The organism is Limosilactobacillus frumenti DSM 13145 (genome assembly GCF_001436045.1).
In the GTDB taxonomy this organism is placed as follows: Bacteria; Bacillota; Bacilli; order Lactobacillales; family Lactobacillaceae; genus Limosilactobacillus; species Limosilactobacillus frumenti.
This window is the reverse complement of the sequence record NZ_AZER01000013.1, coordinates 14,432-36,022: the sequence shown is the minus strand read 5'-3', so window position 1 is coordinate 36,022 and position 21,591 is coordinate 14,432. Positions and strand designations below refer to the sequence as shown.

Sequence of the window (21,591 nt, the reverse complement as noted above, 5' to 3'; positions counted from 1 at the left end):
GGAGTTGAAATGTGCTTGCTAGAGCTAGTTCCTACTGCAATCGGGTCGCAATGTGCTCGGCCTAAGCCTCTCTCATGCTGCCAAGTCGAAACGTGCTCACCAGGAGGTCTAAGACAACATAGTTGAAACGTGCTCACCCTAAGCCCTTCTCATGCTACCAAGTCGAAACGTGCTCGCCAGGAGCTTGCTAGAGCTAGCAACCTCCTTCCTAGGCGTAGAACGCCTTCGTCAGGAGAAATTGCTAGCCTTTCGCAAGCTCTCTGCTGGCTCGCACTTTTATTTTACAAACATCTTAAACTCCAAAAACAAATCGTTATATACCCCTAATGTCTTCAACGACAAGTCATGGTAAGTCTGCAAGTGCCGCATCGTCTGGTGTGGCGGGGAAAATGCCTGATCATCCGTAACCTTCTTCGGTAATTCCTGCTTAGCCTTCCAATTTGGCGTGGCATAGCCAACATAACGAGCATTTTGGGCCGCATTCTCGGGCTTCAACATAAAGTTAATAAACTGGTAAGCGCCCTGCTTATTCTTGGCTGTCCGCGGGATCACCAGGTTATCAAACCAGATGTTGCTCCCCTCTGTTGGCACAATGTAGTGCAAATGATGGTTAACGGACATCATTTCGCGAGCATCCCCCGAATATGTGATGCCGACTGCGGCTTCCCCTTGTTCCATGTACATTTTCATTTCATCGGCTACGATAGCTTTCACGTTCGGTGTCAATTGTTTCAAATGGTCTTGAGCTTGCTTCAATTGTTGGTAACTCGTGGTATTAACTGACTTCCCCTGCGTAATCAAAGCCACCGCAAACACGTCACGGGCACTATCAATCAGCATGATATTGTTACGCAATTGTGGATTCCACAGTTGTTCCCAATGAGCCACTTGGTCACCAGCTATTTTCTGATCATTGTAAACAATCCCCAGTGTCCCCCAGAAATATGGGACGGAGTAATGATTGCTGGGATCAAAATCCCGGTGAAGAAATTGGGGATCAATATACTTTAGATTTGGCAGCTTGCGATGATCTAGCGGTGCCAGCAAGTGTTCTTTCTTCATTCGTTGAACGGTGTATTCACTTGGTACCACCACGTCATAATTGGTCCCGCCCTGACGAATTTTCGTCAACATTGATTCATTACTATCGAAAGTTTCATAGTCAACATGGTAGCCGCTTTGGTGTTCAAATTTTTTTATCAAAGCGGGATCAATATAGTCACCCCAATTATAGACAGTCAATGTATGACTACCACCGCCGCTGGTCTGGCGATTCATCGTATAGTCGCCAATCGCCAATAACAAGCATAGGACAAGGATGCCCACGAAAGCTGATAATAGTTTTTTCATTGAGCATCACCTTCCTTAACAGTAACCAGGTGGTGCCGTCGACCGGCATGCTGACTAATGAAGTAGTAACTAATTACTAACAGGAGGGATACGATGAACATTAACGTGGACAAAGCATTAATCTCCAGGTTCACTCCTTGTCGTGCCCGGGAATAAATTTCCACTGATAGGGTTGAAAAACCATTACCGGTAACAAAAAAGGTCACAGCAAAATCATCTAGTGAATAAGTAAAGGCCATGAAATAGCCAGCCATAATGCCCGGACCGATCGCCGGTAAGATCACCCGTGTGAGCGTCTGCCACCGTGATGCACCCAGGTCATAGGCCGCGTCCACCAACGTTGGCGACAATTCATTTAACTTTGGCAGAACCATCAGGACGACGATTGGAATTGAGAAGGCAATGTGTGAGAGAAGAACCGAGATAAATCCTAAACGAACTCCTAGGACTGTAAAGAAAATCAAAAAACTAGCCCCGATGATAACATCTGGTGAAACCATCAAGACGTTATTTAGCGACATCAAACTATTTCGCCACTTACCATGACTATCCTTAATGGCGAGTGCGCCCAGTGTTCCGATGATCGTTGCCAGCAGGGATGCTAATAACGCCACCAACAGGGTATTAATAACAATTGTGATCATCCGTGTATCAGCAAACAGGTCCATGTAATGTTGGAAGGAAAAGCCATGGAATGATTCCATTGTCTTCCCGGCACTAAAAGAGTAGATCACGAGGTAAATAATGGGGGCATATAAAATAATAAACACGAATGCTAAGTAAATTGTGCTCCATTTTAATGAATGCTTTTTCATTATTGGCGTCCTCCCTTCTGCCGAGTATCACCAGTAATAAACATCACAATAAACATAGCAATGATTAGAATGACCCCGATCGTCGACCCCATCCCCCAATTCTGGGTGGTGAGGAAGTGTTCTTCAATGGCAGTCCCCAAAGTGATAACACGATTTCCCCCAATCAACCGGGTAATCATGAAGAGGGAAAGGGACGGAATGAAGACTGCTTGGATACCTGCTTTAACTCCCGGCAGTGACAGTGGCCAAATGACTGAACGAAAAGTCTGCCATTGAGTTGCCCCTAAGTCTTTACTAGCATTGATCAATGAAGGATTAATTTCTGCCAATGCGTTAAAAATGGGCAACACCATAAATGGAATTTCAATATAGGCCGCCACAAACATAAAACTCGCATCCGTAAAAAGTAATTGGTGGCTTCCCAATTCCACGAATTGCAAGAATTGATTAATCGACCCATTGCGCGAGAACAATCCAATGAAGGCGTACGTCTTCAGTAATAAGTTGATCCAGGTCGGCAGGATCACCAGTAATAGCCAAAACTGCTTATTACGTAAGTGAATCAGGACGTATGCCGTTGGGTACGAAATCACCAAGGTAACTGCTGTGATTAAAAACGCATACCATACAGAGGCAACCGTCATTTTAAGATAAACACTAGACGTTAAATAAGTCAGGTAGTTATTAACAGTAAACTGACCATCAATGTTAAAAAAAGACTGGTAAAGGATCAGAACAAGTGGCGCAATTACAAACAGGACAATCCATAAAGCGTAAGGAACAATAAAAACTGCTTTTTGGCGCATTATTCTTCCTCCTCATAGCTGTCCAAACGAGCATCAAAGTCGGCTTCACTTTCGTTGTACCGCATTACGTGAATATCTTCGGGATCAAATGTCAAACCAACTTGCTGACCGACCGTAGTCTTATGGATTGAGTTGATCTTCCATTCATGATTACGGAGGTCATGAGCAGTAATTTGATAATCAACCCCACGAAAGAGCTGGGTATCCACCGTCGCAACTAGTTTTCCCTTGTCAGGAGTAGTGATATCTAAGTCTTCAGGACGGAGGACCACTTCCACCCGTTCATTAGTTTTCATTCCCGCATCGACGCACTCAAAGTCCTGACCATTAATGTTAACGAGGTAGTCCTCTTTCATCACCGCGGGCACGATATTGCTTTCGCCAATAAAGTCCGCCACAAAGTGATTGAGTGGTTCGTCGTAAATATCGACCGGGGTCCCGGTTTGCTGAATCTTGCCATCATTAATAATCATGATCTGGTCAGACATTGCTAATGCTTCTTCTTGATCATGAGTGACAAAGATGAAGGTAATCCCCAATTGCCGCTGTAGTTGTCGCAATTCAGTTTGCATATCAACCCGTAACTTGTGGTCTAACGCAGACAAAGCTTCATCCAATAAAAGAACCTTGGGTCGATTAACGATTGCCCGTGCAATTGCAACCCGCTGTCGTTGACCGCCAGACATTGCGGTAATCTCACGTTCCTCATAGCCATCCAGCCGGACCATGTGGAGGGCCTGGTGAACACGCTCCTGAATAGTTTTTTTATCAACCCCTTTGATCTGCAGTCCAAAAGCGACATTTTCCGCCACGTTCATATGCGGAAACAGTGCATAGTCCTGGAACACAGTATTAACCTGCCGCTTGTTGGCCGGTACGTCATTAATCCGTTGACCATCAAAGTAAACATCCCCGCTGGTGGCATCATCAAAGCCAGCAATGATCCGCAAAATGGTTGTTTTCCCAGAACCGGACGGTCCCAGCAAGGTGTAAAATTTACCCGCTTCAATGTCGAAACTAATGTCTTTTAAAACCACGTTGTCACCATATTTTTTCCCAACGTGACGAAATTCTAGTATATTCTTCCCCATTTGTTGTTCCTCACCTAATCGAATTCATGCAAATTAAATTATACGCTGATTTTGTCGCAAATAGGTGACGATTGGATGACATTTCTCCTTACCTGAAATCAGTGCGATAATTAAAGTATCACAGCAATGAGGTGATTTCCGTGCATATTCATCAATTTAGTATTTGCCAAACAAGTACTGAACAGCAAATTAAAGAATTACAACAACTCCACTTACTTAGAGGAAACGAGGCCAACCAGCTTGATCCTAATCAAATGTGGTTAACCTTTCTCACCCGTGTCAATACGGCCAGTCAAGAGCCAATTGCTATTCGTCAGTGGCTTCATGACCTGCTTGCAACAGCAGATCAGGCTGTCGACGATTGGCTGGCCGATGACGAACCACTAACGACCGATATTTTCTATCGGGTAGCCTTCCAGTTATTGCAGTACGAACCAGCCGTTGACTTTCACTTAGACCAGCCATTTATGGATTGGACTAGGATCGGCCTGCCTTACCGGCAATACACGACATGGACAACGGCGGACGTTATTGATGCCTTCTATTTACTCCTTAACACCCGCAATAAAAATGGGCAAATTTATCTGGACCAGCTCACTAGTGAGGGTTTCTTAGCATGGACCTATAAGCTGCCAGCTGATCAAAAGCCATTATTTTTCAATGGCAAACCAGTGGCCTGCTTTGACCCAGCTCAGTTCATTCGTGAAGTCGTTTATATTGAAACCGACTTGGATACCGATTTTGATGGTCACGCCGACCTCGTAAAGGCTGAGATTATGCGGCCAGTGGATACCGAACATGGTTTAAAGGTTCCAGCAGTCTTTACCGCTAGTCCATATAACCAGGGAACCAACGACGAATGGGGTGACATCTCAACTCATCACGTCAACCATCCCCTCATTCACAAGGATCCTAACTATCATGCTCCGACTGAAATGACTTTCCCAGCGAAGAGTAAGCACCAGCTGGTTGCTGGTCACAGTAAAGAAGCCACAGAAAGTTTTGCAACTACCCCGGCCTATACCCTAAATAACTATTTGGCGGTGCGGGGTTACGCTATCGTGTACGCTGCAGGAATTGGTACGAAGGATTCTGATGGTCTGCAGACCTGTGGCTCACCAGAACAAACTGACTCCATGAAGGCCGTCGTTGAATGGTTGCACGGGGATCGCCGGGCTTTTACTGACCGTCATAGCGGTATTGAAATCGATGCATGGTGGTGTAACGGTAATGTGGCCATGACTGGACGTTCATATTTAGGCACCTTATCAACCGCCGTTGCAACTACTGGCGTCGCAGGGCTAAAGGCAATTATTTCTGAAGCAGCTATTTCTTCGTGGTATGACTACTATCGGGAAAACGGTTTGGTCCGCGCTGCTGGCGGTTTCCAGGGTGAAGACGCGGATACGTTAGCTGATGAAACCTTCTCCAGGACAAAACGTCCCGCAGATTACAAGCGGATTGAAGCCACCTATCAAAAATATGCCCAACAAATGGCGAAAGCGATGGACCGGGCCACGGGTAATTACAACGCCTTCTGGGATGCCCGTAATTATCGTAAGTATATTAAGGGAATCAAGTGTGCCGTCATGATGGTCCACGGTTTGAATGATACGAATGTTAAACCCAGCAACGTCAAAGCATTGTATGATGGCCTACAACAATTACCAGTTACCAGCAAGTTGATCCTTCACCAGGGTCAACACATCTACATCAACGCCTTTCAATCACTGGACTTCTCCGAAATGGTCAATCTATGGCTAGCCAATAAGCTATGGGGATTGGATAATGATGCCGATCGGCGATTGCCAAATGTCCTTGTTCAGGATAATGTTAGCGCAGAGAAGTGGACCGCCTATGACCATTGGACAGGTGCCTCTCGGCGCTGGTACTTGAGTGGCAACCAACTAACAAATAACCCAGTAGCCAATCAGGATACGCAGTCATTTGATGACGAACAACCCGTTGACAAGTACAAAGCATGGTGTCAATCACCTGCCAAGTGGCAACGCGCATTGATGAAGGATAACGGTCAGTTCAGCCGCCACTTTACTTCAGCACCTGTATCCCACGAATTATTATTACGGGGAACCCCAACGTTAACCATCAAGGTCGCTTCTTCGTTAGATCACGGCTTACTGTCCGCTGAACTGGTTGATTTAGGAGCTGCCCAGCGGCTCACCACTTCACCAGTCTTGATCAACCGTGGTGGTCTCCAGTTAGGATTCCACTGGGCAACTGATGACCTGCGAGAATTCAAGCAGCAAAAGAAGACGACTGCTGCTAAGGTAATTTCCAGTGGGCACATTAATTTGCAGAACCGGCACAGTGCCGGCCAGGTAGATGAATTAGCGGCTAACCAAATGGTGACCGTATCATTTGATTTGCAGCCTATCTTCCACCGGTTAGTAAAAGGCCATCGTCTTGGTCTGATCATCTATGGAACTGATTATGAATTCACGTTAAGGGGCAACGAAGCGGTTAAATATACACTTGATGTGAATGATGCTCAGTTAACAATTCAATAACAAATAAAGAACAGGCTCCCAAAGCAACTCATCATATCGTTTTGGGGCCTGCTATTATTTTTATTTGATATTCCCGATAATGTATAATTTTCGCAATTAGAAATAAAATGCGCTAGACTGTTTATTATACGTTTATCATTTTCAATAATGAGAGGGATTGATTAGATGAAAACTGGAACTAAAATTTTAACATTGGATAATGGATATCACCTCTGGACCAACACCCAAGGTGAAGGTGATATTCACCTATTAGCTTTACACGGTGGCCCTGGTGGTAATCATGAATACTGGGAAGACGCTGCTGATCAATTAAAAAAGCAGGGGTTAAACGTTCAAGTCACCATGTATGATCAATTGGGTTCTTTGTACTCAGACCAACCAGACTATTCTGACCCCGCAATTGCAAACAAATATCTCACCTATGAATACTTCCTTGATGAAGTGGAGGAAGTGCGGCAAAAGCTGGGCTTAGACCATATGTATTTGATTGGTCAAAGCTGGGGCGGCTTGTTAGTCCAAGAATACGCTGTTAAGTATGGTCAACATCTCAAGGGAGCCATTATCTCATCAATGGTTGATGACATTGACGAATACGTTGCTCATGTTAACGCATTGCGGGAAAAAACTTTATCGCCTCAGGCAGTCGCTTTCATGAAGGATTGTGAACAACGAAATGATTACAGCAACCCTAAGTACCAACAGTATGTTGAAGTTATGAATAAGGAATACGTCGACCGGAAGCAGCCTTCTAAGCTAGAACACCTGAAGGACCTCGGTGGCGACGCTGTTTATCACGTTTTCCAAGGAGATAATGAATTTGTTATCACCGGAAAGTTAAAGAGCTGGCACTTCCGTGATCAATTACATAACATTAAGGTACCAACCCTATTAACGTTTGGTGAGCACGAAACGATGCCATTAGACACCGCTAAGAAGATGGATCAACTGATTCCTAATTCTAAACTCGTTACTACACCAAATGGTGGTCATCACCACATGGTTGATAATCCCGACGTTTACTACAAGCATCTGGCTGACTTCATTCGCCAAGTTGAAGCCGGTACCTTCAACAAATAATTAAAGACTTACAAAGAGCTTGCCTGAAAGAAACCCGCGCAAGCAAAGATGAGCTCTAGTATTCGGATCTGCCGAACACTAGAGCTCTTTTCTGTACGACTTATCTTTAACTGAAAAGTTATGTCATACCGTTAATTTAGTGAATACTATTGTCACCTTCGCTACTAATCAAGGTTAAAACATTCGTAGCGTGGCTATTCTTTTGCAATACCGTTTGGTCTTCCCCATCTTGTTCCTGGTGGAAGAGCGAGTTGTCACCTTCATCAGTCCGCAAGTAATAACCTTCAGCTGATACTCCCCGAACAGTATTATCACCTTCATCATTTACCACTTTACAATGATGGTGCACAGTGAGCCGATGGGCCCGAAAGTCTCCTTCAGAAAGTTTAAATTGACTACTATTAGCATTGACATTATTAACGGCCACATCACCTTCATCAATCGAACTGGTTAATTGATCCAACTCCACATTATTCAAATATAAATCTCCCTGACTCAGGGATAAGCGACCACTTAACTTAACTCCTTTAGGAACCACAATAGTCACTGTATCATTCCCATAGTGGCTACTAGACCAATGAAAGCCAACCTGTCGATCAGTAGCATCCTGTTTAATTGTCGCTTGACCATTTTTTACCTGAATTTTAGGCACATTCTTACCATGATAAATGATCTGAAATTTGTTGCCGCGAACAATCGTGACATCGGCAGAGGATAAGTCAGCATTAATCTGGTGGAATTCTTTATTAACTACTTTAGAGCGTGTCCATGTTTTATTGACAATTACTGGTTTGGTCCCTTCAAACGAGACAGCTTTATTGCCATGGTTAAAGCCCCCAACACCAAGAGCAATTAAACCCACGATTAAGATGGCGAGCCCAACTTGAAATAATCTTTTCATTGCTTATTCCTCCGTTCTTGTAGTTTGCGGTATAAGAACTTCGCTAAGTTAGCGACTTGCTGACTAAGCCATCGCGTAATCCAATATAACAGTGGCAAACAAATCAGGAAGAGACCAATTAAGCTTAATCCGATCCCGCCGTAAAAGAGGCCAACGAATGGCTGGAAGCTCAATAGGCTAATTCCAGTATATAAAGTAGTCCCCGCTGCTGCAGCTAATCCAATGAAGCAGCCAAGCAACCCTACCACGATACTAAAGGCCACCGCTGCTACCGTAATTAAGAGCACTAATGCGGCAATTCCAACCCCAAAAAGCAATGGCGAACTAATAATGGCCAATACTACCCACCAAAAGACTCGCCAATTAGAGTGGGGACTTGCCGGATGACCATTGGCGGCTGATTGTTCGTTAGTCTTAATCGAGTAATCGGCAAGAATTTTATGACTTAATTGTTTAGCAGTTCCCAATTTTTCTTCAATTTTAGCAACCGTGGTCAATTGAGCATCTGCGATATATTCATCATAGAATTCAAGGGCATCCTCCCGTTCAACTTTCGTGAGCGGCCCTAGATACGTGGCTAATTCCGCAATATATTTTTCACGCGCATTCATTTTGAATTCTCCCCCTCGCTTTGTTCATTCAAGAGTGAATCAAGTTTTAATTTATAATTTCTCCATAATGTGCGAATGTTTGCTAAGTCCTTACGTCCAGTAGCCGTGATTTGATAATAACGACGGTTACGACCTTGATAAGGTTGATCATAGGTTGTTAGAAAACCATCCTTCTTCAAACGGCGAAGGACTGGATACATCGTTGACTCTGAAATATCAACTACCTGTTGAATCTGCTGGGTTAATTCGTAGCCATAGTGGTCATTTTGTTCCAACAGCGCAAGAACCATGCCATCTAGGAGATCTGCAGTAATTTGAATTTTCATATCACCACTCCATTTCTCATCGCATACTATATGCTATATAATATTATAAAAATAGTCAATATATTTCTTAAAGAACATTACTCGCATTTGTAGACCAATTCTTATAAAATATACACGAGACTTATGATTGCGAGGTTAAACGAATGGAACGTCAAATTACCAATTTTATCTTCGACATCGACGGAACACTTATTGATACGTACAACATGTACATGCCAGCCATGATTGAAGTCATGGAAAAGCATGGCTACCACGTTCCTGCGAACCAAGTGGAACCAATGAAGAAAAAGCTCTTCGGAATTACCGGTGCTGATTCACTACGCCAAGCTGGTATTCGCAGTGAAGACATTCCAGAAATGGTTGCCGAATGGGGTAAATTAGCCTTCTCACGAGAAGATCAGGTTAAGGTGTTTGATGGTGTCGTTAGCACTTTGAAAGAATTAGCTGCCCGTCCTGATACCCATATTGCCATTGCAACGTCTAAGAATCAGGATGCCTACGATCACCATTTTGCTAACGTTTGGGATTGGTCAAAATGGTTTGATGCTGTCGTGACTGAGGATCAAACCAACAAGCACAAACCAGATCCTGATCCAATCTTATTAGCAATGAAAAAATTAGGTGCTAGCCCCGAATCCTCAGTTTATGTTGGTGACACAATTAATGATCTGAAGGCGGCACATAATGCTGGTATTAAGTGTGCTGGCGCCTTGTATGGCTCCTCACAGCCACAAAACATTGCAGACGCTGATTTTCCATTGCATGAACCAAGCGATTTATTGAAGATCGATTAATTTGCAAAAAGTAGTTGCATTTTAACTTTTCTAATGATATTCTAATTTACAATCAAGTAAGTACCTATGGAGGAGATTTATGATGTTAACTTTTAATCAAAACTTTAATCAACAATCTTCTTCCTCAGCCTCTAGCTCTATCCGAGGCTGAGTGGTTTTAGTGTACTTATAAAACGGTTCAATTGAGAAGCCGGGTTCACTTAATCATTTGGCAAAGCATACCATCTGATTAATAGTGAATCCGGCTTTTTTATGCCGATTTTGAATGGAGGAATGAGGATGAATACGCAACCTAAAGAAGATTTGAAACGGTCGCTTGGCTTTTGGTCGGCAATTTCGATTGTCGTGGGGACAATTATCGGTTCCGGAATCTTTTTCAAACAGGGATCAGTCTTAGATAGCGCCGGGACGTCAACACTTGCCATTGCGGCATGGGTGTTCGGTGGCGTAATTACCTTAACCGGTGGTTTAACGGTTGCTGAAATTGGTTCGCAAATGCCTTACACTGGTGGCCTGTATGTCTACATTGAAAATATTTACGGGCGGCTGCTAGGCTTTTTAGCCGGTTGGATGCAGGTGATTGTTTATGGCCCGGCCATCATTGCCTCGGTCGCTGGCTTTATGAGTATCTTAATGGCTAATTTCTTCGGTCTTGGTACTGAATGGCGAATTCCATTGGCTGTGATTACTGTCTTAGCAATCGGTGTTATGAACCTGTTAGAAAACAAGGTCGGTGCTATTTTTGCTATCATTACCACTGCTGGTAAAATGATCCCGATTGCCGCCATTATCATTTTCGGCTTGTTTTGGGGTAACCAGCACGCTTTCGGACAAACTGTCACTGAAGTTCAACACGCAACTGGTGGTTTTGGTGTTGCTGTGCTGGCAACCCTCTTTGGTTATGATGGCTGGATCTTAATTGCTAATCTTGGTGGTGAAATGAAGAATCCGCAAAAGCTGTTGCCAAAGGCCATTGTGCTTGGGATTACTGCCGTTCTCGTTATCTACACTTTGATTACCATTGGGATTCTTAAATTTCTTCCCGCTAACCAAATTCACCGCCTGGGCGAAAATGCTACGGCCTACTTAGCAGTTAAAGCATTCGGCAATATTGGTGGTAAGTTGCTTTCAGCTGGTATTATTATCTCGATGATGGGAACGCTGAACGGTAAAATGATTACCTTCCCCCGGATTGTATACGCAATGGCACGGCGTGGCGATTTGCCATTCTCGCGGTTCCTGTCGTACGTTACTCCTAAAGGTAAGTCGCCAGTAGTTGCCACCCTGTTCATCGTCGCCTTAGCAACGGTCATGATGTTCTTCTTCGACCCCGACCACCTGTCGGACCTGTGTGTCTTTACAGTTTACTGTTTCTACTTACTCGCCTTCTTTGGAATCTTCATTCTGCGGCACCAGAACCAGGGACCGCGACCATTCAGTACTCCCCTATACCCATTAGTACCATTAGTGGCGATTGCCGGTGGTGTTTTCGTGCTAATCAGTGAAATCTTAAATGACCCGGCTGGAGTAGTCCTATTCATTGGGATCGTAATCGTTGGTTTGCCAATCTTGTATGCTGTTAAGCGGATGGATCAACACCGGATGAAGTAATAATCAATCAAATATTAAATTACTAAATAAAAAAGCAGTTTAGCTGTTCAAAGATGAATCAGTTAAACTGCTTTTATTATTTAAACAAGTTCCGCATTTTCTCTGCCAACTCAGGATCAATATCATCGGCTAATGTTCCTTCGTCCGCAGTTTGGTTACTTTCTTGATGGTTTTTAATGGTTTCAACTAAATCATCGACAACAGCTTGCTCGCCAACCTTAACAGGATTAACCGTCAAGCGTCCGCCTGCAGCATCGGCATGACCGCCACCATTAAAGTATTTCTCCGCAAACTTGGCGACATCTAATTTACCATTGGACCGCAATGAAACGCTGACCGGACTAATTACTAAGGCTGCTTCGGCATCAGGATGTTCTTTTAATAATTCATGAGCAATTTCCGACTTATAGTCACTCGCGTACACTACCCCAAACGTATGACCATCAATCTGCGTTATTAATGTATCTTTCAAATGGCTCTTCAAATATTTTGCACGACGCTCATTCAAAGTTTTAATCAACAGGCTATTTTGCGCGGCGTAATTTTGCCAATCAGTGCTCAATACATTTTCGACAAACGCAGCAGAATCTTGCAATGGGTTAAACCAGAATAATTGGTCAAAATTATCAGCATCTTGCCGTTCCTGGTCAGACATATCTGGATCATTTTGCCAATCCCAAGTATCATAGGCCCGAATCAATTCAACCAGATATGCTAAATTCTTTTGTCGTTGCTCTGACAAGTCAGCAAAATGGGCTTGCTGGTGCAACCAGTCCCACACTAAACTAGTGGCACTTGGTGCAATGTCAGGGTTAGTAGCCACTATACTATTAGCTGCGTACTTATTACGCAACTCTGCCTCACTTTCATGGTGATCAAAAACAAGCCAGTGATTAGCGAAGTTGCTGTTGAGTTGTTGAAAAGTATAATCACTATCTGGTGTCATATCCATAATGTAAACATCCGTTGTCTGAGAAGCCTCAGAAGTGGTCAACCATTTTGCAAACTCATCGTCAATCCGACCAGCACCACAGTTGGTCATACTAATTTCAACATTAGCAAGCATCGTCGGTTGAACAGCTTTCAGCAATAATGGTGCCCCAAAGCCATCAAGATCATTATGGGAAAAAACTTTAATAAGTTGTTGAGCCATCTTTATCATTCCTTCTTGTCAATTCGTCATCATTATACCGTACCACGAACCGTTTTTCCTGACATAGATGGCACTTATTGGTATGATTAAATTAGTATTCACTAGAAAGGAATGACTCAAAAATGGCTCTTTATGACTACCGCCAAGAGCTCATTCAGTTATTAGAGGAAACTGGTAATGATCAAACTAGTTTACATACCACGCTGAAGAGTCTCAATACGATTATCAATATTCTCAATCATTACGATCACAGTGATGAACAGCCGGTTGCTCACCACTTTGTCCAACGGCAACGTCACCCGCACGTTCATCAGCAACCTCATCATCAACAAAGGAGTAATCAATCGCTCCTTACTGGCCCCGAAACAACTCCAGTAAATGCGACAAGACCAGTAGCTTCAGCTGAACCAGTCACCGTACTACAAAAGGTTTCACAAGAAGAGCGGTTAGCAGCGGATGACCTGTACCTCGTTCACCGCAAATTAAGTGGCGCTGAAATTAACCACCATTATTACAATGAGGCGGTTCTACACAGTCTTCATTTTCCAATTAACGACGGGGACATTGTTCAATTAGATCCAACACAAACGGTACGGGGGCTTCCTGTAATTCGGCGGGTCACAAGTCAACATCTTGATGACTATGAACCAACCAAAATCAACGTCTTAGAATACGCTACTTTGACTGCTGTTCCGGGTTCTGACGTTCTCCAAATTAGTTCCACAATGAAGGGCAATTCTATTCTGGACGAAAACGCTGCTAATACGGTCGTTATTGACCCATTCAAGTTCCCTGGGCGCGCTCTGAAACCTGGCATGGTAATCGATTATGCTTATGTTGATCATGGGAATGGTTTAGCAGATACCCAGAATGGTTCTATTCGTTGGATCCACGAAAAGCAAGACTATGACACCACCAAGCAGCCAGCCAAGCCTAAGCAAACTAAAAAGGTTGAGCACCCGCGTCATGATTACGCTCAAAAATTAGATTACGACCTCAAGCAAAAAATTGTCCTGGTCATTACAGGAGATAAAAAGCAAGTTAAAGAATTGAAGAATGTTGTCGATCAACACCACGGTGTCTACCATGGTCTTGATGCCTCGATGGAAGATAATGTTTCCTCTAGCAAGATTAAACGAGCCATTCGTGACGCTAACTTTGTCATTGTTTGCATCGATAAGATCCATCACCGAATCAGCCAGTTGGCTAACCACCATGCTAAACGGTATGACAAGCCCCTGGCAATTGCCAACACTTCTGCCAATACAATGGTTGAACGGGCCATTGGTCGTGCATTAGATGGCGATCCTGCTTATGCGGTTAGCGGTCAAAAATAAGAAAAACAAACTTTTTTCTCAAAAAGTGTTGACATTTATTAAAAACTCATTAGAATAAGAACCATCAAATTTAATTATTCGATCGCAATGAGAAAGAAGAGTACGTTAAGTAATAGCTCTAAGCGAGTCTCGGTTGGTGAAAGGAGACAGTTCCCTACTTAACAGAAAATCACTTTCGAGCTTGAATCTTAACCTTATTAGTAAGATTCAATGGTAAACGCCCATTATCGCGTCTGCGTATCGCTGTTTAGCCGTACGTGAAAGGTGTCAGTAGTAATATTGGCATAAAGATAGGGTGGTACCACGCTCAAGCGTCCCTTAGTCAAAGCAATTTGACTAAGGGACTTTTTTATTGGGATCGGAAAGATGCAATTATTCTGATTATTTTCTTAGGAGGAAAGAGATTATGCAGGATCTTACAAAGAAGAAATTATCATTCCGACAATACCTTGTCGTTGCCTCATTACTATTTGGTTTGTTCTTTGGCGCCGGGAACTTAATTTTCCCTCTTCACTTAGGACAACTGGCTGGTGCTAATTGGGGCCCAGCTGCTCTTGGTTTCTGTGTCACTGGGGTTCTACTACCACTGCTCTCTGTATTAGCCGTTGCCGTTACTCGTGCCGAAGGGGTTTTTGATATTGGACGACCACTAGGCGTTGGGTTTGCCCTTGTCTTCATGGTTTTAATTCACGCCACTATCGGTCCCCTCTTCGGAACTCCTCGTACAGCAACCGTTTCCTTCACCGTTGGAGTTGCACCTTTCTTACCAAAGGCTGATCAGGGCTGGGCATTATTACTCTTCTCTGCAGTATTCTTTGGCTTAGCATTTGCTTTCTCTTACCATCAAAACAGCATTCTTGCCAATGTTGGTAAAGTATTGAACCCAACTTTCTTAGCACTCTTATTCTTAGTATTCGTTGTCGCTTTCGTTAGTCCAATGGGTAACCCCGCAACTGCTCACGTTACTCACGCTTACCTTGCTTCACCTGTTACTAATGGTTTCTTGGAAGGTTACAACACAATGGATGCCCTCGCTGGTTTAGCCTTTGGGGTTACTGTTGTTACCGCTGTTCGTTCAATGGGTGTTAAACGTCCTGGTGCCGTTTCTAAAGTGGTTACCTTCTCTGGATTATTATCAATGGCCGCTGTTGCCTTTATCTACTTATTACTGATTGTCCTTGGTGCAATGTCACTGGGTCACTTTAAGTTATCTGCCGATGGTGGTGTTGCCTTCAACCAATTAGTTAATTACTATGCTGGTGCCTTCGGACAAGTTGTCTTAGCTTTCTTATTAACGGTTACTTGTTTAACTACTGCCGTTGGTTTAGTTGCTGCCTTCGCTCAAGACTTCCACAAGCACTTCCCAAAGGTTTCTTACCACACCTGGTTAGCCCTTTCTTGCTTAGCTTCCTTCTTAACTGCTAACTTCGGGTTAGATCAAATCATCGCTTGGTCCACACCAATGCTGATGTTCCTCTACCCACTGGCAATGGTTTTGATTCTTCTATCTGTTTCATCACCACTCTTCCATCGAGACGGCGTTGTTTACTTCTTCGTTGTTCTATTAACAGTTGTTCCGGCTCTTGGCGATATGGTTGTTGCCTTCCCATCAGTAGTTTCACAAAGTGCCTTTGGCCTGTGGGTTGCGGGCGTGCGGAGTGCCTTACCATTAGCAAGCATGGGACTTTCATGGGTTGTTCCCGCATTAGTTGGCCTCGTTGTTGGTTTACTGGTTCACTTCTTCCGGCGTAACCGGGTTAGTGTCAATCAAACAGAAACTAACTAGACACCGTTCATTATTAAAATAACTTCAATTTAAAATCAAAATACGTTACAATACAAAGTGTTCAAAAAATAAAGTACTACTTGGTTTCTCTATTACGGAGAATCAATAAAAGGCTGGATTGTTTAATTGCAATCCAGCTTTTTATTATCTAATGATCATATTGAGCTAAGTTAAATTTCTTAATCGCATAAACCAGCTTATTAGCATAGTCAGGATCAGTGGCATAGCCATGCCGCTGTAACTCACGCGCAGCGGTTTCGTAGTCTGTTCCCGTGCGGACACTTTTAAAACGGGCATGGTCATCATGCGTACCATTAATAATCAAATCCGTATGCGCATCAATGGAGTCTGCCCAACTTTCGTAAACAGCAAAATAAGCTGGTAAGTAACGTTTGTGACCATTAATATTTTCAATCGTGTACATTCTTACTCGCTCATCCCCTTTGGTGGCTTTCATCCCAAAGAGGTTATTATACTTGTATCCTAGCTTGGAACGCCCCCATTCTGATTCAAGCCCTGCTTGAGCAATCGTAATACTAGCAGGGATCTGGTAACGTTTTTGTTCACGTTGAGCAGCAGGGGCAACCTGCTTAATGAATTGGCTCGTACTAATATCAGCCGAGTGTGTCTCACGTGGCATCCCCGATAACTGTGATTGGTGAATGGTTACTGCACAAATCCCAAAAATTACTAATAATGATGCGAACACTCCCACAATAATTACTTTGATTTCTTTTTTCATTTTTATCATCCTTATTATTTCAGGCTTAGCTTTTCAACATTCAAGATCTTGTCTAACCAGCCCTCATAAAAGCTTTGCTCGTGACTAACGAGAATTAAGTTTCCTGGAAATTCCTGAAGGGCTTCCTTTAAACCATCCTTGGTTTCATCATCCAGGTGGTTCGTTGGTTCGTCCATAATTAGGAAGTTGCAAGGTGTCAATTCCAGGATCGCCAACTTAACCTTTGTCTGTTCACCACCAGACAGCAAGTGTAGCGGTTTAGCAGTGTTAGCAGCATTGATCCCCGCCTGCGCTAATTTGCGGCGAATTGTCTTTGGCTGCATGGTGGGAAACATATTTTGAATTGTCTGCAACGGCGTTAACGATGGATCATCCCATTCCAAGTCCTGGTCAAAGTAATTAACCCGAGCCGATGGTGAAAAGACAGCTGTTCCGCCAAGTGCAGGGATCTTTTTCAAAATTGACTTTATTAACGTGGATTTACCCACACCATTGAATCCAGTAAAAAGCAACTTTTCTCCCATGGTCATGGAAAAGGTTACTGGCTTCAAAAGCGGGTGCCCATAGCCAACCGATAAGTTTTCTACGCGTAAGGCATTGGCCGAACCTGTGTTTTCGTATGGAAAATGAAAACTTGCTTTGAGGTTATCCGAAGGCGGGTCAATTCGTTTCATCCTAGCCAACATCTTTTCCCGTGACTTCGCCATTGTGGACTTCGAACCCGCCTTATTCTTTCGGATGAAGCGTTCAGCTTTCTCAATTACCACTTGTTGCTTTTCATATTCACGCTCTTGAGTTTCCTTGCGTTCTTCCTTTTGCCGCATTGCCTGTTCAAAGCTGCCACGATATTTGGTAATTTTACCAAAAGCAACATCGCAAATCGTATTAGTAACCTGCTCCAGAAAATCATAATCGTGGGAAATAATCATTGCGGCCCCATCAAAGTCATTCAGATAATCAATTAGCCACTCAATGTGTGCCGTATCCAGGTAGTTAGTTGGTTCATCAAGTAAGATCACATCTGGATTTTCCAACAGCATTTTGGCCAAAATAATCTTGGAACGCTGCCCACCACTCATTTCAGAGACAACATGATCTTTACCAATTTCTGTTAGACCCAAACCATTCATGACCCGCTCCACTTCGGTTTCAATATCATAGAAGTGATGAGCATCCAATTCTTCTTGCAAGCGACCAGCTTTAGTTAATAATTTCTCATCCATATTAGAAGCATAATCTTCATAAAGCTTGTTCATCCGGTCATTGATAGCATACAAATCCGCAAAAGCGGTGTGGAGGAAATCAATCAAAGTCATGCCATGTGGAATATCAACATACTGGTCAAGATATCCAATCTTGACGTTTTTCGCCCACTTTACCGTTCCAGCAACAGGCAGCACCTTGCCAATCAGAATTTTAATTAATGTACTCTTACCAGCCCCATTTTGGCCGACAATTCCCATGTGCTCATGTTTTTCTAGTTGAAAGCTAGCGTCGTTATATAATTGCTTGTCTGCATAGCTCATCGTCAAGCCTTCAACATCTAACACTGCCATGAAGTTCATCTCCTATGTCTTGTTTAAAGTCAACAATTATCCTATCATACATGCGGTGCTGGTTCTATTATTACCAGTGTCCATCATCAATTATTAAAAAAATCTCATTTTTATATTGACAGTAATTCTATCCTTCGCTATACTGAGAGCAACAAAAGCAAAGGAAGTAAAATATGATGAGCATTTCTAAAACTCAAACTGTGAATAATCGTTGGCAAAGCCGGTAGTTCAGGTTGGTCCCGTCATGGATGCAACCTGATGTGACAGATTGCATCTGTGCCGGCTGAGTTTTAGCGTTCATTCAGTCTGCATGGATCCTACATGCGGACTTTTATTTTGCATTCCAAAACGGGAGTCCTTAAATGAGGGCCCCCGTTTTTTTGTTAGAGAGGAGTTTGTTTTATGAAACGGATGTACACATTAATTATCATCCTGTTAGGTTTCCTAGGTGTTGCCTTTTTCACCGAAAACGGTGGCTTTAAGCAATCCAAGACACCAACAGTCGGGGTACTAACCCTGATGCATCACCCCGCACTAGACCAAATCTACAAAGGGTATGTCGATGAGTTAGCTAAAGAAGGTTACCATAACGGCAAGAATATTAAAATTGAATATCAAAATGCCAATGGTGACCAAAGCAACTTAAAGAATATGGCAACAAAGCTGGCTAACGATAACCCGTCTGTAATGCTCGGCATTACCACCCCAGCTGCTCAAGCGTTAGCTAACGCGGATAGTCGGACGCCAATTGTTCTTGGGGCGGTTTCCGATCCTCAAGGTGCCGGGTTAGTCAAAAATAACCGTCACCCCGGTAGTCACATTTCCGGCGTGTCTGATTTAGCGCCAGCAAAGGAACAGTTACAATTGATTAAGCAGTTCATGCCGGATATGAAGACACTCGGTGTAATTTATACTTCAAGTGATAGTTCCGGTGTTACTGGTTACAAAGCAATTGCCAAAGAAGCCAAGAGAATGCACATTAACCTAAAGGCATACTCGATCGCTAACAGCAATGACTTAAACCAAGTCTCCGAACAGATGCTGTCCCAAGTTGATGCCGTGATTGTTCCTGAAGATAATACGGTTGCCGGGGCCATGCAGACGCTCGTTAAAAACGCTAATGCCGTTAACAAACCAGTCTTCCCCGCTGCTGATTCAATGGTTAAGCAGGGTGGGGTGGCCACTTACAGTGTTAACCAGTACGAATTAGGTGTGAAGTCAGCTCAGATGACGGTCCGCGTCCTCAAGGGTAAGAAAATCGGCGATATGCCAATCGAATACATCCGTCATGGTGAACCAGTGCTAAACCTCAAGCAAGCACGGAAGCTCCACTTACAAGTTCCAAAGCAATTCCAACACGAAGCAGAAACGAAAGGAGAGGTCTTCAAATGAATTTAATCGTCTCATCAATCGGGCAAGGTTTACTCTGGGCTCTTCTCGGCCTTGGCCTTTACTTAACATTCCGGATCCTCGACTTCTGTGATATGACTGTTGAAGGAACCTTCCCCCTGGGTGCGGCCACAGCTGCCGCCGCCATTGCTCACGGCATGAACCCGTTGTTAGCCACCCTCTTAGCGATTGTGGTCGGGATGATCGCCGGCTTAATTACTGGGTTGCTATACACCAAGGGCAAGATTCCTAGTTTATTAGCCGGGATTCTGACAATGACTGCTATTTACTCAGTCAACTTGCGAATCATGGGTAAGTCTAACGTCTCTCTCCTTGGCCACAACACCCTCTTTTCCGGAGACTTCATGCGGAGCCTCCCCCAATACTTTGACACGGTTACCATGGGGATGATTGTGATTGCGGTCGTGACAATTCTAATGATGTTATTCTTAGCAACCGATTATGGTCAAGCCTTCATTGCTACTGGTGATAACACCACGATGGCCAAGTCATTAGGTATTCATACAGACAAAATGATTAACATGGGACTAATGGTTTCTAACGGGATGGTTGGTCTATGTGGTGCTCTCGTTGCCCAGTCTAACGGTTATGCAGATGTTAACATGGGGATTGGGACCATCGTTATTGCCCTGGCTTCAATCATCATTGGTGAAGTGGCCTTTGGTGAATTAACCTTGAATCAACGGCTAGTTGCCGTCACACTTGGTTCTATCATCTACCGGCTGATTTTATTAGCCGTCCTGCAGCTTGGCTTCTCTGCTAATGACCTCAACCTGATTTCTTCCATTGTGCTGGCCATCTGCATGATGATTCCACAATTCGAAAAAGTGGTTAATATTCGAAAACCAATTCTCAAGGGGGTTCGTCCACATGAGTAAAGCAATCTTAGAATTACGCAACGTTAAAACAATCGTCAATAAGGGGACCTCAAACGAAACTACCATTCTCAAGGGAATCAACCTCACCATTAATGAAGGTGACTTCATCACCATTGTGGGAACAAACGGTGCTGGTAAATCAACACTCTTTAACGTCATCGGTGGCAACCTGCCCGCAGATGAAGGTACCATTCTTCATAACGGTAAGGATATTACCCACGAAAGTGAAGAAGACCGGACCAGCTTCCTCGCCCGAGTTTTTCAGGATCCTAAATTAGGGACAGCTCCCCGGATGACGGTGGCCGAAAACATGCTATTAGCAACTAAACGGGGCGAAAAGCGACACCTGGTTATGCGGAAATTAAAGCAGAATATGGCCCGGTTTACCAAGTTAGCGGCCACGATGAACAACGGGTTGGAGGACCGAATGACAACTGCTACCGGTGCCCTATCTGGTGGTCAACGGCAGGCCCTTAGCTTCTTGATGGCAACGTTAAAACGACCAGATATTCTCCTCTTGGACGAACATACAGCTGCTCTTGATCCGCATACTAGTCTGAACCTCCTTCATGCAACAAATGAGCGAATCACTAAGGACCACTTAACAGCCCTGATGATCACTCACCACTTGGAAGATGCCCTCACTTACGGTAACCGCCTAATCGTCCTCAAGGATGGTCAAATTAAGGCCGACTTAAACGCCGCAGAGAAGGAAAAACTGACAACCGACCAACTTTACACTTATTTTGAAGATTAAACTTGCTAATATTCCAAATTCGGTATATATTGATAATACTAAATATATCGTTTTTGGAATAT

19 protein-coding genes and 1 other annotated feature are annotated in these 21,591 nt (G+C 43.6%); of the genes, 9 read left to right on the top strand and 10 right to left on the bottom strand.

Annotated elements, in window-relative coordinates; all coding sequences use genetic code 11:
- Positions 1-276: 276 nt before the first annotated feature.
- Genes FD27_RS02345 through FD27_RS02330 form a run of 4 tightly spaced genes read right to left on the bottom strand, consistent with a single transcriptional unit; the run spans position 277 to position 4,062 of the window.
- Complete coding sequence (locus FD27_RS02345) at positions 277-1,350, bottom strand: ABC transporter substrate-binding protein (protein WP_057748944.1); 1,074 nt, start codon at positions 1,348-1,350, stop codon at positions 277-279.
- Complete coding sequence (locus FD27_RS02340; RefSeq protein WP_057748941.1) at positions 1,347-2,165, bottom strand: ABC transporter permease; 819 nt, start codon at positions 2,163-2,165, stop codon at positions 1,347-1,349. The genes FD27_RS02345 and FD27_RS02340 overlap by 4 nt, the downstream gene beginning before the upstream one ends.
- Entirely contained in the window at positions 2,165-2,971 is an 807-nt protein-coding gene (locus tag FD27_RS02335; protein ID WP_057748938.1) for an ABC transporter permease, read from the bottom strand. Before FD27_RS02335 ends, FD27_RS02340 begins: the two co-directional genes overlap by 1 nt.
- Positions 2,971-4,062, bottom strand: a complete 1,092-nt coding sequence (locus FD27_RS02330) for an ABC transporter ATP-binding protein (RefSeq protein ID WP_057748935.1) — start codon at positions 4,060-4,062, stop codon at positions 2,971-2,973. Before FD27_RS02330 ends, FD27_RS02335 begins: the two co-directional genes overlap by 1 nt.
- 140 nt (positions 4,063-4,202) lie before the next feature.
- Between FD27_RS02330 and FD27_RS02325 the strand changes: the two genes are divergently transcribed.
- The gene (locus FD27_RS02325; RefSeq protein ID WP_057748932.1) at positions 4,203-6,590 is read left to right on the top strand and encodes a Xaa-Pro dipeptidyl-peptidase; all 2,388 of its coding nucleotides are present in this window, start codon (positions 4,203-4,205) and stop codon (positions 6,588-6,590) included.
- Between the two features lie 165 nt (positions 6,591-6,755).
- On the top strand, positions 6,756-7,667 hold the full coding sequence (locus FD27_RS02320; protein WP_057748929.1) for a proline-specific peptidase family protein: 912 nt from the start codon (positions 6,756-6,758) through the stop codon (positions 7,665-7,667).
- A gap of 136 nt (positions 7,668-7,803) precedes the next feature.
- Here the strand turns inward: FD27_RS02320 and FD27_RS02315 are convergent, their stop codons facing one another.
- From FD27_RS02315 to FD27_RS02305, 3 genes are read right to left on the bottom strand one after another with little or no spacing between them, the layout of a single operon-like run.
- On the bottom strand, positions 7,804-8,568 hold the full coding sequence (locus tag FD27_RS02315; protein ID WP_057748924.1) for a DUF4097 family beta strand repeat-containing protein: 765 nt from the start codon (positions 8,566-8,568) through the stop codon (positions 7,804-7,806).
- Positions 8,565-9,179, bottom strand: coding sequence for a DUF1700 domain-containing protein (locus FD27_RS02310; protein ID WP_057748920.1), 615 nt, complete (start codon positions 9,177-9,179; stop codon positions 8,565-8,567). The genes FD27_RS02315 and FD27_RS02310 overlap by 4 nt, the downstream gene beginning before the upstream one ends.
- Positions 9,176-9,505 carry a PadR family transcriptional regulator gene (locus FD27_RS02305; protein WP_057748917.1) on the bottom strand — a complete coding sequence of 110 codons (330 nt, stop codon included), beginning with the start codon at positions 9,503-9,505 and terminating at the stop codon, positions 9,176-9,178. Before FD27_RS02305 ends, FD27_RS02310 begins: the two co-directional genes overlap by 4 nt.
- A 143-nt stretch (positions 9,506-9,648) precedes the next feature.
- Here FD27_RS02305 and FD27_RS02300 point away from each other — a divergent pair, with 143 nt between their 5' ends.
- Both FD27_RS02300 and FD27_RS02295 read left to right on the top strand, forming a co-directional pair.
- Positions 9,649-10,299 carry an HAD family hydrolase gene (locus FD27_RS02300; protein WP_057748913.1) on the top strand — a complete coding sequence of 217 codons (651 nt, stop codon included), beginning with the start codon at positions 9,649-9,651 and terminating at the stop codon, positions 10,297-10,299.
- Positions 10,300-10,578: 279 nt separating this feature from the next.
- Complete coding sequence (locus FD27_RS02295) at positions 10,579-11,910, top strand: APC family permease (RefSeq protein WP_057748910.1); 1,332 nt, start codon at positions 10,579-10,581, stop codon at positions 11,908-11,910.
- Positions 11,911-11,986: 76 nt separating this feature from the next.
- Here the strand turns inward: FD27_RS02295 and FD27_RS02290 are convergent, their stop codons facing one another.
- A complete protein-coding gene (locus FD27_RS02290) occupies positions 11,987-13,063 on the bottom strand; it encodes a DHHA1 domain-containing protein (RefSeq protein WP_057748907.1) in 1,077 nt (358 codons plus the stop codon).
- 122 nt (positions 13,064-13,185) lie between these two features.
- Between FD27_RS02290 and FD27_RS02285 the strand changes: the two genes are divergently transcribed.
- Together FD27_RS02285 and brnQ are read left to right on the top strand one after the other, a co-directional pair.
- Positions 13,186-14,400 carry a DUF2325 domain-containing protein gene (locus FD27_RS02285; protein ID WP_057748903.1) on the top strand — a complete coding sequence of 405 codons (1,215 nt, stop codon included), beginning with the start codon at positions 13,186-13,188 and terminating at the stop codon, positions 14,398-14,400.
- 78 nt (positions 14,401-14,478) lie between these two features.
- Positions 14,479-14,722, top strand: a binding site (T-box leader).
- An 84-nt stretch (positions 14,723-14,806) separates the two neighbouring features.
- Positions 14,807-16,186 (top strand): branched-chain amino acid transport system II carrier protein, encoded by a 1,380-nt coding sequence (gene brnQ / locus FD27_RS02280; protein WP_057748900.1) that lies wholly within the window; start codon positions 14,807-14,809, stop codon positions 16,184-16,186.
- A gap of 148 nt (positions 16,187-16,334) precedes the next feature.
- On the opposite strand, the gene FD27_RS02275 is transcribed toward brnQ, so the two are convergent.
- Both FD27_RS02275 and FD27_RS02270 read right to left on the bottom strand, forming a co-directional pair.
- Positions 16,335-16,928: a glycoside hydrolase family 73 protein gene (locus tag FD27_RS02275; RefSeq protein WP_057748897.1), complete on the bottom strand. Its 594-nt coding sequence runs from the start codon at positions 16,926-16,928 to the stop codon at positions 16,335-16,337.
- Between the two features lie 14 nt (positions 16,929-16,942).
- Complete coding sequence (locus tag FD27_RS02270) at positions 16,943-18,484, bottom strand: ABC-F family ATP-binding cassette domain-containing protein (protein WP_057748895.1); 1,542 nt, start codon at positions 18,482-18,484, stop codon at positions 16,943-16,945.
- Between the two features lie 402 nt (positions 18,485-18,886).
- Between FD27_RS02270 and trpX the strand changes: the two genes are divergently transcribed.
- Genes trpX through FD27_RS02255 form a run of 3 tightly spaced genes read left to right on the top strand, consistent with a single transcriptional unit; the run spans position 18,887 to position 21,529 of the window.
- Entirely contained in the window at positions 18,887-19,876 is a 990-nt protein-coding gene (gene trpX / locus FD27_RS02265) for a tryptophan ABC transporter substrate-binding protein (protein WP_057748892.1), read from the top strand.
- Complete coding sequence (locus tag FD27_RS02260) at positions 19,873-20,772, top strand: ABC transporter permease (protein WP_057748889.1); 900 nt, start codon at positions 19,873-19,875, stop codon at positions 20,770-20,772. Before trpX ends, FD27_RS02260 begins: the two co-directional genes overlap by 4 nt.
- The gene (locus FD27_RS02255) at positions 20,765-21,529 is read left to right on the top strand and encodes an ABC transporter ATP-binding protein (RefSeq protein ID WP_057748886.1); all 765 of its coding nucleotides are present in this window, start codon (positions 20,765-20,767) and stop codon (positions 21,527-21,529) included. The genes FD27_RS02260 and FD27_RS02255 overlap by 8 nt, the downstream gene beginning before the upstream one ends.
- The last annotated feature ends 62 nt before the right edge of the window (positions 21,530-21,591 follow it).

Coding starts and splice junctions, on each gene's coding strand:
- brnQ (WP_057748900.1), top strand. CDS start 14,807: ATGCAGGATCTTACAAAGAAGAAATTATCATTCCGACAATACCTTGTC.
- FD27_RS02335 (WP_057748938.1), bottom strand. CDS start 2,971: ATGCGCCAAAAAGCAGTTTTTATTGTTCCTTACGCTTTATGGATTGTC.
- FD27_RS02290 (WP_057748907.1), bottom strand. CDS start 13,063: ATGGCTCAACAACTTATTAAAGTTTTTTCCCATAATGATCTTGATGGC.
- FD27_RS02285 (WP_057748903.1), top strand. CDS start 13,186: ATGGCTCTTTATGACTACCGCCAAGAGCTCATTCAGTTATTAGAGGAA.
- FD27_RS02315 (WP_057748924.1), bottom strand. CDS start 8,568: ATGAAAAGATTATTTCAAGTTGGGCTCGCCATCTTAATCGTGGGTTTA.
- FD27_RS02345 (WP_057748944.1), bottom strand. CDS start 1,350: ATGAAAAAACTATTATCAGCTTTCGTGGGCATCCTTGTCCTATGCTTG.
- FD27_RS02305 (WP_057748917.1), bottom strand. CDS start 9,505: ATGAAAATTCAAATTACTGCAGATCTCCTAGATGGCATGGTTCTTGCG.
- FD27_RS02270 (WP_057748895.1), bottom strand. CDS start 18,484: ATGGCAGTGTTAGATGTTGAAGGCTTGACGATGAGCTATGCAGACAAG.
- FD27_RS02340 (WP_057748941.1), bottom strand. CDS start 2,165: ATGAAAAAGCATTCATTAAAATGGAGCACAATTTACTTAGCATTCGTG.
- FD27_RS02330 (WP_057748935.1), bottom strand. CDS start 4,062: ATGGGGAAGAATATACTAGAATTTCGTCACGTTGGGAAAAAATATGGT.
- FD27_RS02300 (WP_057748913.1), top strand. CDS start 9,649: ATGGAACGTCAAATTACCAATTTTATCTTCGACATCGACGGAACACTT.
- FD27_RS02310 (WP_057748920.1), bottom strand. CDS start 9,179: ATGAATGCGCGTGAAAAATATATTGCGGAATTAGCCACGTATCTAGGG.
- FD27_RS02295 (WP_057748910.1), top strand. CDS start 10,579: ATGAATACGCAACCTAAAGAAGATTTGAAACGGTCGCTTGGCTTTTGG.
- FD27_RS02275 (WP_057748897.1), bottom strand. CDS start 16,928: ATGAAAAAAGAAATCAAAGTAATTATTGTGGGAGTGTTCGCATCATTA.
- FD27_RS02320 (WP_057748929.1), top strand. CDS start 6,756: ATGAAAACTGGAACTAAAATTTTAACATTGGATAATGGATATCACCTC.
- FD27_RS02255 (WP_057748886.1), top strand. CDS start 20,765: ATGAGTAAAGCAATCTTAGAATTACGCAACGTTAAAACAATCGTCAAT.
- FD27_RS02260 (WP_057748889.1), top strand. CDS start 19,873: ATGAATTTAATCGTCTCATCAATCGGGCAAGGTTTACTCTGGGCTCTT.
- trpX (WP_057748892.1), top strand. CDS start 18,887: ATGAAACGGATGTACACATTAATTATCATCCTGTTAGGTTTCCTAGGT.